The organism is Lapidilactobacillus salsurivasis (assembly GCF_054785215.1).
This window is the reverse complement of record NZ_BAAABI010000002.1, coordinates 310,169-322,567: the sequence shown is the minus strand read 5'-3', so window position 1 is coordinate 322,567 and position 12,399 is coordinate 310,169. Positions and strand designations below refer to the sequence as shown.

Annotated in this window: 15 protein-coding genes and 1 riboswitch; of the genes, 14 read left to right on the top strand and 1 reads right to left on the bottom strand. The window is 50.0% G+C overall.

What is annotated here, in order from left to right:
- Positions 1-38: 38 nt before the first annotated feature.
- The 11 genes from ACYVSB_RS03450 to thiT all read left to right on the top strand — a co-directional run bounded on the left by ACYVSB_RS03450 (position 39) and on the right by thiT (position 9,877).
- Complete coding sequence (locus tag ACYVSB_RS03450) at positions 39-1,325, top strand: bifunctional folylpolyglutamate synthase/dihydrofolate synthase (protein ID WP_461218424.1); 1,287 nt, start codon at positions 39-41, stop codon at positions 1,323-1,325.
- 131 nt (positions 1,326-1,456) lie between these two features.
- On the top strand, positions 1,457-2,164 hold the full coding sequence (gene radC, locus ACYVSB_RS03445; RefSeq protein ID WP_461218423.1) for a RadC family protein: 708 nt from the start codon (positions 1,457-1,459) through the stop codon (positions 2,162-2,164).
- Positions 2,165-2,376: 212 nt separating this feature from the next.
- A complete protein-coding gene (locus ACYVSB_RS03440) occupies positions 2,377-3,378 on the top strand; it encodes a rod shape-determining protein (protein WP_125599182.1) in 1,002 nt (333 codons plus the stop codon).
- 48 nt (positions 3,379-3,426) lie between these two features.
- Positions 3,427-4,287, top strand: coding sequence for a rod shape-determining protein MreC (gene mreC, locus ACYVSB_RS03435; RefSeq protein WP_125599185.1), 861 nt, complete (start codon positions 3,427-3,429; stop codon positions 4,285-4,287).
- A complete protein-coding gene (gene mreD / locus ACYVSB_RS03430) occupies positions 4,280-4,825 on the top strand; it encodes a rod shape-determining protein MreD (protein WP_125599188.1) in 546 nt (181 codons plus the stop codon). Before mreC ends, mreD begins: the two co-directional genes overlap by 8 nt.
- A 4-nt stretch (positions 4,826-4,829) precedes the next feature.
- Positions 4,830-5,492: a septum site-determining protein MinC gene (locus tag ACYVSB_RS03425; protein WP_125599191.1), complete on the top strand. Its 663-nt coding sequence runs from the start codon at positions 4,830-4,832 to the stop codon at positions 5,490-5,492.
- The gene (minD, locus tag ACYVSB_RS03420; RefSeq protein WP_125599194.1) at positions 5,492-6,319 is read left to right on the top strand and encodes a septum site-determining protein MinD; all 828 of its coding nucleotides are present in this window, start codon (positions 5,492-5,494) and stop codon (positions 6,317-6,319) included. The genes ACYVSB_RS03425 and minD overlap by 1 nt, the downstream gene beginning before the upstream one ends.
- Before the next feature lie 588 nt (positions 6,320-6,907).
- Complete coding sequence (locus tag ACYVSB_RS03415; RefSeq protein WP_125599197.1) at positions 6,908-7,555, top strand: amino acid ABC transporter permease; 648 nt, start codon at positions 6,908-6,910, stop codon at positions 7,553-7,555.
- Between the two features lie 12 nt (positions 7,556-7,567).
- Complete coding sequence (locus tag ACYVSB_RS03410) at positions 7,568-8,206, top strand: amino acid ABC transporter ATP-binding protein (RefSeq protein ID WP_125599199.1); 639 nt, start codon at positions 7,568-7,570, stop codon at positions 8,204-8,206.
- 16 nt (positions 8,207-8,222) lie between these two features.
- On the top strand, positions 8,223-9,044 hold the full coding sequence (locus ACYVSB_RS03405) for an amino acid ABC transporter substrate-binding protein (RefSeq protein WP_125599202.1): 822 nt from the start codon (positions 8,223-8,225) through the stop codon (positions 9,042-9,044).
- A 117-nt stretch (positions 9,045-9,161) separates the two neighbouring features.
- Positions 9,162-9,261, top strand: a riboswitch (TPP riboswitch).
- A gap of 43 nt (positions 9,262-9,304) precedes the next feature.
- On the top strand, positions 9,305-9,877 hold the full coding sequence (gene thiT / locus ACYVSB_RS03400; RefSeq protein WP_125599205.1) for an energy-coupled thiamine transporter ThiT: 573 nt from the start codon (positions 9,305-9,307) through the stop codon (positions 9,875-9,877).
- A 303-nt stretch (positions 9,878-10,180) separates the two neighbouring features.
- Here the strand turns inward: thiT and ACYVSB_RS03395 are convergent, their stop codons facing one another.
- Positions 10,181-10,303, bottom strand: a complete 123-nt coding sequence (locus ACYVSB_RS03395) for a DUF4044 domain-containing protein (RefSeq protein ID WP_125599216.1) — start codon at positions 10,301-10,303, stop codon at positions 10,181-10,183.
- Positions 10,304-10,391: 88 nt separating this feature from the next.
- Between ACYVSB_RS03395 and ACYVSB_RS03390 the strand changes: the two genes are divergently transcribed.
- The 3 genes from ACYVSB_RS03390 (at position 10,392) to rsmH (ending at position 12,376) form a co-directional block, all read left to right on the top strand.
- Positions 10,392-10,751, top strand: coding sequence for a DUF3397 family protein (locus ACYVSB_RS03390; protein WP_461218422.1), 360 nt, complete (start codon positions 10,392-10,394; stop codon positions 10,749-10,751).
- A 191-nt stretch (positions 10,752-10,942) separates the two neighbouring features.
- Positions 10,943-11,374 (top strand): division/cell wall cluster transcriptional repressor MraZ, encoded by a 432-nt coding sequence (gene mraZ / locus ACYVSB_RS03385; protein ID WP_125599272.1) that lies wholly within the window; start codon positions 10,943-10,945, stop codon positions 11,372-11,374.
- A gap of 54 nt (positions 11,375-11,428) precedes the next feature.
- Positions 11,429-12,376, top strand: a complete 948-nt coding sequence (rsmH, locus tag ACYVSB_RS03380; protein ID WP_125599221.1) for a 16S rRNA (cytosine(1402)-N(4))-methyltransferase RsmH — start codon at positions 11,429-11,431, stop codon at positions 12,374-12,376.
- The last annotated feature ends 23 nt before the right edge of the window (positions 12,377-12,399 follow it).

Sequence of the window (12,399 nt, the reverse complement as noted above, 5' to 3'; positions counted from 1 at the left end):
GGCTTGCGCACGCCAGACGCAGATACGGAGGGCTGAGTTTGACCACAATTACCGATGTTTTGACTTTTTTACACGGGCGACCGCGGTTACATCGCAGTGATAAATTGGATCTGATGAAACAAGCGTTGGCGTTATTTGACAATCCGCAAGATAAATTCCCAACGATCCATGTGACTGGGACTAATGGCAAGGGCTCCACTTGTCATTTGATCAGTCAGTTATTAGTCGCTCAGGGTTATCGCGTGGGGTTGTTCACCTCGCCTTTCGTGTTGAAATTCAACGAACGCATCCAAATCGATGATCAAATGATTCCCGACGAGCAGCTGATTGCCTTGGTGACTGAAATGCGCCCGGTTTTAGCGGCGGCGCAGTTGGAGTTGACTGAATTTGAGTGGGTCACCTTACTGATGTTCAATTATTTCGCGACGCAAGCGGTGGATGTAGGCGTGATCGAAGTGGGCATTGGCGGCGCGCATGATCGCACAAATGTGATCAACGCCAGTGTTGGCGTGATCACGTCGATTGGCTTGGATCATCAAGACTTGATCGGTCCCACGCTAGCGGACATTGCCGTGGAAAAAGCCGGGATCATCAAACCCCAGCAAACCGTGATTTATGGTGAGTTGCCCGCGGCGGTCCAACCTTTGATCGCGGCGAAGATCCAGCAACAGGCGGCTAAAGGTTACCAATTTGGTCAAGCAATCCAGGCGCAGCACCTGCAGTGGTCGCCGCCGCAGGTGCAATTTGACTGGGTGGGCGCCGACTTGTCCGCGCCCCTGCGTCATTTGCGAATGCCAGCGCTGGCGACTTGGCAGGTGGCTGATGCAAGTTTGGCGCTGGCGGCGGCGGCAGCTTGGTTGGATCAGCGTCACAGTCAGTTGGATGCTCGCGTGGTACGGCAAGTTTTGGCAGATTTCCAAGTGCCGGGGCGTTTGGAAGTCATTAGTCAGGAACCTTTGCTGGTTTTGGATGGCGCCCATAATATTCCGGCTATCACGGAGCTGATTGCCACGGTCAAGCGGGTCTTTGCCGGTCAGCCAATCTATTTAACGATGGGAATGATGGCGGATAAAGACATTCGCCAAGTCGCTGCGTTACTGGCCGCCACTAACTGGCAGGTGACTTGGACCACCGTTGCGGATAATCCCCGGGCGGCTGATCAGGCGCAATTGCAACAACAGATCGCCGCGCCCTTCACCTATGCGGCCACCTGGCAACAAGCGTTTCAGAACGCGCTTCAGGCATCAGGTGGCGCTGGGGTGTTTCTCTTTGCCGGGTCGTTTTATCTGATCACCGAGGTGCGCCATTATTTATTGGCCGACTAGCTGTTTGCTCGCTAAATTTGGCGTGGCAGGTTGATTGCTGCGGTGTAGCTCCAGCAACGGACTTCTTTCCAAAAACAAAAAAATAAAGCGGATCACTCTTTCGTATTTATAAACGAAAGGGTGATTTTTTGATGAGAAAGCAGGAGACGAATGTGATCAGTGATGGTGGGCAGGCAGCGACCATGATCACCTTGCGACCGCGGGAAACCGTGTATCAACATGGGGTTAGCGCCGCCACGGATCAAGAGTTGTTGCAGATTATTTTGCGGACGGGCACGGCTAAATGGAGTACGGCACAATTGGCCGCACAATTGTTGCAGGAGTTTGGGAATTTAGCTTTTTTGGCCCGAGGGAGCTTAGCAGAATTGACCCGCTATCCAGGAATTGGACCCACGAAGGCCATTGAATTGCAGGCTGCCTTCGAATTAGGGCGGCGGTCGCTCCGGCAAATGCAATTGCGTCAGGGCGTTGTCTTATCGTCGCGGATGTTGGGTCAAGAAATGGTCAAGAAGTTTCGCGGTTGCCAACAGGAACAATTGGTGGTGGTCTATTTGGATACCAAAAATCAAGTGATCCAAGAGCGGATCATTTTTACAGGCGGGTTGAACAGTTCTGTAGCGCATCCGCGGGAGATTTATCATTATGCGGTTTTGTTGTCGGCGGCACGGCTGATCTGTTTGCACAACCATCCCAGTGGTCAAACCACGCCTTCCAGTAATGACTTGGAATTTTCGAAGCGACTGGTTCAGTGTGGTGAGTTGATGGGCATTGAATGCCTCGACCATTTGATCATCGGCCATGATAATTATTTGTCGTTACGTGAAGAAGATTTATTGTGAGGTCCAGTGCAGTAATTTCATTTCGCCATTAATGTGCACTTTCGCCCGTTTCCTGTTAGAATAGAACTTGCTAAGTTTATTTTGGTCTAGGTCAGCGCGCCGAATCAGGTGGTGACCATTTCTTTAAGATTTCTTAGTGAATACTTTTTAACGTTTTGCCATTATGGTATAATTCCAATTAGTATAAACTTGGAATTTAAGGAGAGAAAACATTGCTAGGATTCGGTGCGAAGAATATTGGCATTGATTTAGGTACAGCCAATACATTAGTTTATAGTGAAGGTAAGGGCATTGTCCTCAATGAACCTTCTGTCGTTGCAAAAAATTCAAAAACCGGCGAGATCATTGCGGTTGGTTCTGAAGCTCGTGATATGATCGGCCGAACTCCTGCAAGTATCGTCGCGATTCGGCCAATGAAAGATGGCGTGATCGCGGATTATGACACGACTGCTGCGATGATGAAATACTTTATTGAGAAAACCGTGGGTGGCGGCAAGCCTTATGTGATGGTTTGTGTGCCCAGTGGGGTGACCGAAGTCGAAAAACGGGCGGTGATCGATGCAACTCGGGTCGCTGGCGCTCGCGAGGCCTACGTGATCGAAGAACCCTTCGCCGCAGCAGTTGGCGCTGGATTGCCAATTATGGATCCTACCGGCAGCATGGTTGTGGATATTGGCGGTGGGACCACTGATGTGGCAACGATCTCGTTAGGCGGGATCGTATCCTCACGGTCGATCCGCATGGCCGGCGATAAGATCGATGAATCGATCACTTCATACATTCGTCAACATTTCAATTTATTGATCGGTGAACGGACGTCTGAGCAAGTTAAGATCCAGATCGGCTCGGCTTCCGTGGACAAGGCTGGCGAGTTAGAGGATATGACGATTCGCGGTCGTGACCTGATCACTGGTTTGCCGAAAACAATCGAAGTTTCCGCGACTGATATTGCGAATGCGATTCAGGAAGTGATCGAAGCAATTATTGCGGCGATCAAGGAGACCTTGGAAGAGACCTCACCTGAGATTGCCGCTGACGTGATCGACCATGGGATCGTTTTGACCGGGGGCGGCGCGTTATTAAAGAATCTGCCTGAAGTTATTTCAGATGCCACTAAAGTTCCGGTGTTCATCGCCCAAGACCCGCTTGATTGTGTGGCCATCGGTACTGGGGAATCCCTCAAGAGTATTGAAGTTATGAAACGGAAACATTAAAATCCGAAAATGCGGGCGTGCCCGCTTTTTTGATTTGTGGAGGATTTAATGAATAAGTTTTTTTCCAACAAAAAGTTGATTATCGTGATGGTCACGTTGATCGCCGTCTTTGGAATGTTATCCGTTTCCATCGGATTACGGGACAATCGCAAGGCGCCTGTTTTTGTGCAACGCTTTGGAAATGACGCTTTGGGGATCGTGGGCAATGTGATCACGGCTCCGGTCAACGGTGTCCGTAGCGTTAGCGCCAATATTAAAGATCTTTTCAATACCTATGATGAGAATAAGGCCTTAAAGGCTGAGATCCAGGAGCTGGCCGAGACCAAAGTCGAGAATCAGACCCTGAAAAACGAAAATCGCGCCTTAAAGAAACAGCTGAAACTGAACGCCACGTTAACGGACTATACCCAAGTTTCCGCGGCGGTCATGAGTCGTTCGCCGATCAATTGGCAAAACTATCTGCTGATCAACCGCGGTTCCGCGGCGGGCTTGAAGAAAGACATGCCAGTGATGAGTGGTTCGGGCTTGATCGGTCGGATCGTTGAGGTCAACCAAACCAATTCGAAAGTAGAGTTGATTTCCAGTGATAATGGTTCGAGTAATCGTTTCGCGGCCGAGGTCAGTATTGATGGTGGCACGCCGGTCAGTGGCTTGATCACCGGTTATGATACCGAAACGGCCACCCTCAAGATGGGTCGTTTGGTGACCGCCGACAAAGTCAAGAAAGGGCAGAAAGTCGTGACCTCTGGGCTAGGTGGTTTAACACCGGCGGGCTTGTTGATCGGAACGGTAGTCAAGGTCAAAGATGATGACTATGGCCTGGCCAGCACGATTTATATCAAACCTGCGGCTAATTTGAATAATTTCACCGTGGTGACCGTCATTGATCGGGGGATCGCGGATGACTAATATGCAGGCAGAGAAATTCCAGCATCGTTGGTTGATCCCGTTAGTGATTTTGCTGGGTTTTTTCAGTGATGGTAGCTTATCGCTGGCCTTCTCTGGTTTTTTCTTTGATAATAGTTTACAAATGGCGCCCCAGTTGTTCTTAATGGCCCTGGTTCTGTGTACGTTCGCGATGCCGGCTTCAAATCTGCTCTTCTGGTACGCGCTATTAGGCGGGCTGGCCTATGATTTGTTTTATACGGGATTGATCGGCCTGTACACGTTGATCGGACCGTTGACCTATCTGTTAACGAAATTCTTGCTGAATTATTTCGGCAAGCAGCCGATCTATCAGTTGGGGACGTTCGTGATCACCGTGCTGGTGGGCCAAGTGATTCTCTTCTTTCTAGCTGATTTCTTTAATTTAACCAGCGCGTCTTTGGGTAGCTTCATTAGTGACGCGCTAGGACCAACAATTTTGCTCAACGTGATTTTATTCGCGATTTTCTTTTGGCCAACACGCTGGCTACTGCAATTTATTCACCAGAAGCGAGGGAGGTAAGGACGTGGAAAATGTCTTTTTAAGAGGGCGCAATGATGGCTATGAAATCGAAATTCCAGCGGAACGCAACTTCGAGCTCAGTTTGCAAGAATTAACGACCTTATTGGAAAAGGTTCGGGCTGAGGATACCAGCACGCGGGAGATCGATTTCAAGGTGCGCACCGGTCGGCGCATTCTGACCGATGAACAACGGCAACGACTTTATGCCTTGGTCGGGCAGTTCGAACATTTTAAAATCATTGAAGTCACGGCGGATGTGATGGATCAAACGACGGTCGCCGCCTTGCTCAAGAGCAAAGCGCTCCACTTCGTTCCCCAGGTGATTCGTAGTGGGCAAGAGGTCTTCTATGAAGGCGATGTGATCGTCTTGGGCAGCGTCCATCAAGGCGCGACCTTAATGGCTTCCCGCAATATTTATGTGGTCGGCGCGGTCGAAGGTATTCTTCACGCGGGCTTCCCTGATAATAGTGAGGCGATTATTGCTGGTGATTTGCGCCAGGCGGCACAGTTGCGGATCAGCGATCTGGTCGAGATCGTGGCCGATCAGCCGGAGATCCAAGGCCAACAATTCACCTATATCGATGACCTTCATAATTTGGCGACGGCTAAATTGACCGATCTGAAGAAAATCAAGCCTAAACTCTTCCAACAGTTGGAGGAACAGTAATGGGAACAGCCTTAGTGATCACTTCTGGTAAAGGCGGCGTCGGCAAGACGACAACCACCGCGAACATTGGGACCTCCTTGGCCTTATTAGGCAAGAAGGTTTGTTTGGTTGACCTGGATTTAGGCCTGCGGAATTTGGACGTCGTTTTGGGGCTGGAAAATCGGATCATCTTTACGATCGTAGATGTTGTTCAAGGCCGCGCTAGTCTCAAGCAGGCCCTGATTAAGGACAGCCGCTTGGAAGATAAGCTGTTCTTATTGCCAGCGGCGCAAAGCTCTGACAAGAACGCCCTGACCCCCCAAGCAGTTCGAAACATCGTCAATCAACTGAAAGAGAGTTTCGACTTTGTACTCCTGGACTGCCCCGCAGGCATCGAACAAGGCTTCGAAAACGCGGTGGCCGGAGCTGATGGGGCGATTTTGGTGACCACACCGGAGAATGCGGCGGTCAGTGACGCGGATCGGATCGTCGGTATCTTAGAAGCTCATCATTTGGAGTTTGGCCCGCGGCTGATCATCAACCGAATTCGCAAGAATCTGATGAATCAGGGCGATATGATGAGTATTGAAGCAATCACAGACCATTTGTCGGTTCCTTTGCTCGGCATTGTTTTCGATGATGATGCCGTTATCGCCACCGCCAATGCAGGCGAACCGGTCACGTTGACACCGGAGAATCCGGCCAGTCAGGGTTACCGGAACATTGCCCGGCGGATGCTGGGTGATAGTGTGCCACTGATGACCTTGCGGGAAGAGGATCCGGTTGAGTCAACGCCGGAACCAGAACCGGCCCCGAAAGGCTTTTGGTCACGGTTATTCCATCGTTAAACGCTCCCAAGCCAGTGTTCGGCGTGGTTGGGACTTTGTCTTGGACTTATCCGGTGAAGGTGGCATGGTGAACCGGACGGTAATTTTTCCAAAAAAACAAATTTTTGACTTGACTTTTGGTCTGTCTGTGATTATTATGAATGAATAATTAACAGATTCTAAGCAAATAATTGTCCCGGTGGCTACCGCTGCGTTCAGAGAACTCCTGGTTGGTGAGAAGGAGAGGTAAGTGGTCATGCACAACAATTCTGCGATCGATGTCAGTTTTACCTTGGTAATCCAAAGTCGACCCGGTTCGCCACCGTTATCGGTTCAGTTCAAGGACTGAGTGAGCCATTCGTTGTGAGACGGATGGAAATCAGAGGTGGGACCGTGTTGATCAACGCCCTCTAGACTAGCAATAGTTTAGAGGGCGTTTTTTGTATTCCAAAGAGTGCGAGCCGACCTGGGCAGCTTCTGAGCATTAGCCTAGCAATTGTTTTGAAAGCTGGGCTTTGCTTTCGGAACAATTGCGTATCGGCGCAGAAAGCAGTTGCGTGCAGCACGTTTGGATAGAGTACAGCGCATTTAAAAAAAGGAGTGAGTTGGATGAGTTGGCAGTATTTAAGTGAGATCTTTCCAGCATTATTGAATGGGACCAAAGTAACCTTGAGCATCTTTGGCTTGACGTTACTCTTGGCGATCCCCTTGGGCCTATTGGCTAGCGTTGGTTTGCGGTCGCGGTTCAAGCCATTGCGGGCGGTGTTGGATTTTTATGTTTGGTTGATGCGCGGGACACCACTGTTACTGCAATTGATTTTTGTTTTCTATGGGCTGCCGTTGATGCATATCGTGTTGGAACGTTACGCTGCCGCGCTATTTGCCTTCGTGTTGAATTATGCCGCTTATTTCGCCGAGATCTTTCGGGGCGGTCTGCAGAGCGTTGATCAGGGGCAAGTTGAGGCCGCCCAGATGTTGCGCTTGAATAGCCGCCAAACGTTCCGTTATATTATTTTGCCGCAAGTCAATAAGAAAGTGATTCCGGCGATCGGCAATGAAGTGATCAATCTAGTCAAGGACTCTTCCTTGGTTTATGTGATTGGGTTAGGTGATCTGCTGCGGGCGGGAAATATTGCCATGGCGCGTGACGTGACCCTGGTGCCGCTGCTGGCCGTGGCCGCGATTTACTTGGGGTTGACCGCTGTGTTGACCTGGGCCTTGCGTCAGGCGGAGAAACACTATGCGTATTATGACTAGGAGGAAGAAGCAATGCTGACATTACAAGGAATTACCAAGAAAATCGCCACACGCACGATCATCGATCAGGCAACGCTCAACGTTGAAGAAGGCCAAACCTTGTGTATCGTAGGTCCTAGCGGCGCCGGGAAAACCACGTTACTTCGGATCATCGCCGGATTGACCCCCTATGATCACGGCAAAATCGAATTAGATGGTCAGCCGTTTGTCCCAGCTCAGGATAACCTGAAAGCAGGCGTCATCGGCGTGGTGTTCCAAGACTTCCGCCTTTTTCCACATCTGAGCACACTGGAAAATGTTGTGCTGGCGCCGCGCCTGACCTTCGGGTTAAGTCCCCAAGCGGCCACTGAGCAGGCACAAACACTGCTCGCTCAATTGGGTCTGACCGAACAAGCAAATCAATATCCTTTTCAGTTATCCGGTGGGCAAAAGCAACGGGTGGGAATTGCGCGCGCCTTGGCGTTAAAGCCGCGGATCCTTTGTTACGACGAACCAACTTCGGCATTGGATCCCAATTTGCGTGACAGTGTTCGCGATTTGATTTTGCAACTTAAAGCCACCGGGATGACCCAAATCGTGGTGACCCATGATTTGGTCTTTGCCGATCAAATCGCGGATCGCACCTTCCAGTTGGCCCCATACCAATCCTGATCAAGGAGGAATGACAATGCGCCTAAAAAAAGAAATGCTAACGCTCCTGCTGGGAATGGGGTTATTATTCAGTTTAGCTGGTTGTGGCTCCCTCCGTAATTTAAAGGCAGTCGATCAACCCGGCCAAACCCTGATCGTTGGGTTGGACGACACCTTCGTGCCCATGGGTTTTCAAGAAAAAGATGGCAGTCTTGCCGGCTTTGATATTGACCTGGCCAAGGCGGTGGGCCGGGAGTTGGATCAGCCCGTTACCTTCCAAGCAATCGATTGGAACATGAAAGAAACTGAGCTCAAGAATGGCACGATCGATTTGATTTGGAATGGCTATACCAAAACCAAAGAACGCCAGCGTGAAGTTGCTTTTTCTGATCCCTATCTGCGTAATCAGCAGGTTTTAGTCACCAAAACGGCCGCCAATATTCGGTCTTTCGCGGCGATGAAAGGGAAGAAAGTCGGGTTACAGAACGGCTCATCTGGCCAAACCCTGTTTGAGCGGCAGCCCCAAGTTTTGAAGAATATTGTCGCGGATCATTCCGCCGTCCTGTTTGAGAATTTCAACACTGCCTTTCTGGATCTTCAGGCTGGGCGCATCCAAGGCATCGTTGGTGACAGCATCTACGCGGGCTATTACATTCGTCAGCAACACAATCAAAAGCAATATCGGATCATCAGCGGCGGCTATCCCGAGGAAACTTTTGCGGTGGGACTGCGCAAGTCAGACACTAAGTTGCGGCGGCGTCTCAACACGGCTCTGGCGAAGCTTAGCCAGAATGGCACGATCAGTCGCTTAAGCGAGAAGTGGTTTAAGCAAGATCTAGCCATTAAAATCGGCGCTTAAAGTGGGGGGCCATCAGCACTCACCAGGGTTTGTCGATGTCAGCGGTTTCAACGATTCGCCTGCTTGACAAGCGCCCCAAAACCCTGTTTAATGTGGAAGTAACGAAAAATCGAATATGCCATCACAAAGGGGAGCTATTATAGCTGAGAGTGATTTCGGATCAGACCCTTGAACCTGTTGTGTCAGTACACGCGTAGGAATTGTGATGGAGTGAAAACTCCACTTTGTTGATGGTCATGTCTCGAAGGAGGAGTTTTTTTATGCAACAAAATGAACGGCTCAAAACAATGGTGGAGGGCGCGATCTTTGCGGGGCTAGCGATGGCCTTGACCTATGTGCCCCATGATTTCGGCGTTTCTTCGATCCAATTGGCCTATGGATTGATCCCGATCGCAATTTATTGTTACCGCCGCGGCGTGGTGCCAGGGATGGTTGCCGGCTTGATCTGGGGCTTGTTGGACATGTGGCTACGGGGCAGTGGCTCCTTATTGCACCCGATCCAGATCATCTTAGATTACCCCGTTCCCTTCGCTTTGGCAGGATTGATTGGATTGGTCAAGCCTCAAGTCGATCACGCCTTGGCCCAGGATCAGCGGAAACTGGCGGCGCTTTGGGCAATCCTAGGGTTCTTGATTGGCGATTTCGCCAAGTACGCGGTTCATTATCTTTCCGGTGTGTTTTTCTGGGGATCATACGCGCCTAAGGGACAATCGGCCTGGGTCTATTCATTGGTGATCAATGGCGGCAGTTTCGTCGCCAACGCGATCCTCGGAGCGATTGTGATCAGTTTACTCGTGGGGCTGATCCCGCAGTTACTACGCCGTAATCTGTAAGCGAGGGCCAAGCCTTGACCGTCGCGGGCGGCCGAAACGGCGTTAGTTGCGTTGACTAAGACGAAAGAAGAAAAAGACTGATTCGGTTAAACCAGGGCGAGGGCCCAAGCACTTAACCAGAATCAGTCTTTTTTTAGTTGTGAATTAAACGACGGTACGGCTCCTCGCTCAACGTCAGGAATGCTAGCCGACAAGTGGGGATTGGCCAGATGTTTCGGCGAAATAGCTCGGAAATGACGTGAGTGGCGAATTATACTGCGTAATCAATGATTTTGCGGTAAAATGAAACCAATCAGCTGTGCGCTAGAATATGCCCATAGAACTGATCGCACCAAAAACAACCCCAGCAAGCGTAACGATGATCATCAGCCAAACGAAAACCTTCGTGATTTTGGTAAAAGTACTGGTCTTTTTCTTCTCTCTCAAATCGACACCTCATTTGCTAACTTATTAACGTTATTCTACCTAAAAATCAGTTAAAATTCAATCACCGTTTCTTGAAAGGAACCTTTAAATGACTTCAAAAACCGCACTTATCCTTGGGATCGGCTTACCTTGGTTGGGCTTGGCCCTAGGTCTTTTGCTCACGATCGCGGCGCGACGCTTAAGTGATCGGCGGATCCCGATTTATTTCTTATTACCACCGATCTTGACCGTGGCGATGGATCTATTGGCGCAAAGCGTGGCCATCAAGCGGACGTGGGCGTACAGCCTGATCGCGGTTTGTGCCTGGGCGTTGATTTACGCCGTCTACTTGGTGAAAGTTAAAGATGACCTAAAACTGAAATCGTTTTTCTTAGGATTATGGCGGTTTTACTTGGCAATCTCCGGTATTTGGTACCCGTTTATTCTCGTTTGGGTCTTGGCCAAATAGGCGAAGCGCTCATCTTGTTGGAAACGCTTTCTGAATAAATTATTAAAAAATGATTACGAATCAATCGCTCATTGCCTAAGCCCTTGCTGCTTGGGCTTTTTTTGTTGTTTGAGAAAAGTGGGAGAAAGGTGGATTCGGGTGGTTAATAGTGGGGGGATGTGGTAAAATTTAAGAATAACGGGGGTGAGAAAATGTTGATGGGTGAATTTCACCATAGCTTGGATGCTAAGGGACGCGTGATCATGCCGGCCAAGTTTCGCGCCGAGCTGGGCGAATCCTTTGTATTGACCCGTGGGATGGATGGCTGTTTGTTCGGTTATCCCATGGCCAAATGGCAAGCGCTGGAAGCCAAATTGGATCAGTTACCCCTGACCAAGAAAGACGCCCGGGCCTTTGTTCGTTTCTTCTATGCTGCGGCAACGGAGCAGGAATTTGATAAGCAAGGCCGCATCAACATTGCCAAACCATTATTAAGTTACGCGCAATTAGCCAAGAATTGTGTGATCGTCGGCGTTTCCGATCGGATCGAGATCTGGGATGAAACACGCTGGACAGCATTCAACGATGCTGCCGCGGATAATTTCGACGAAATCTCTGAAAATCTCATGGATTTCGATTTGTGATCCTGCTGGTAACCAGGTAAAGACATGCAAGTCAAGTAAGCGAGGAGGGTTCAAGTGTTTAACCATCAAACAGTTTTATTAGAAGAAACCGTAACTGGTGTTGCACCTCATGATCGGGGGATTTATGTGGATGCGACGTTCGGCGGTGGTGGCCATACACGGGAATTACTCAGCCGCTTTCATGGTGGTCGTGTTTTTGCCTTTGATCAAGACGAGATGGCATTAGCAAACGGAGAACGCTTGCTGGCCACCGATCCGAGCTTTCAGGAGCCTGAACGAGTCACTTTAGTCCATGCCAATTTCCGCCAGCTGCAGTCGGTTCTGGCCAGCTATCAGATCGAGCATGTCGATGGTGTGCTCTACGATTTAGGCGTATCTTCGCCGCAATTGGACCTAGGTGAGCGTGGTTTTAGCTATAAACAAACAGCGCCGCTGGATATGCGGATGGATCAAAGTCAAACGTTGACTGCCGCGATCGTGGTCAATGACTGGTCCTATCAAGACCTTGTCCGGATCATTAACCGATATAGCGACGAACGCTTTGCCAAGCCGATCGCCCGCGCGATTGAACGTCAGCGAGCCATCGCACCGATCACCACCACAACGGAATTAGCCGAATTGGTCAAAACAGCCATTCCGGCAGCCGCTCGGCGAACTGGTGGGCACCCAGCCAAACGGACTTTTCAAGCGATCCGCATCGCGGTCAACGACGAACTCGGTGCCTTATCAGATAGTCTCGAACAAGCCGTCGACCTCCTGGCACTCCATGGGCGCCTGAGTGTGATCACCTTTCAATCTTTGGAAGATCGAATTGTTAAACAAACCATGAAACGATATGCGGAAATTGAGCTGCCGCCAGGGTTGCCAGTGGTGCCGGCAGAGTTACAGCCAATCTTGAAATTGGTCAACCGCAAGCCAATCGTGCCCAACGCGGCGGAACTTGCCGCTAATCATCGTGCTCATAGTGCCCGTTTACGGGTAGCCGAGCGCCAACGACTATAAAAAATCAGCTGTGATCAATCTTT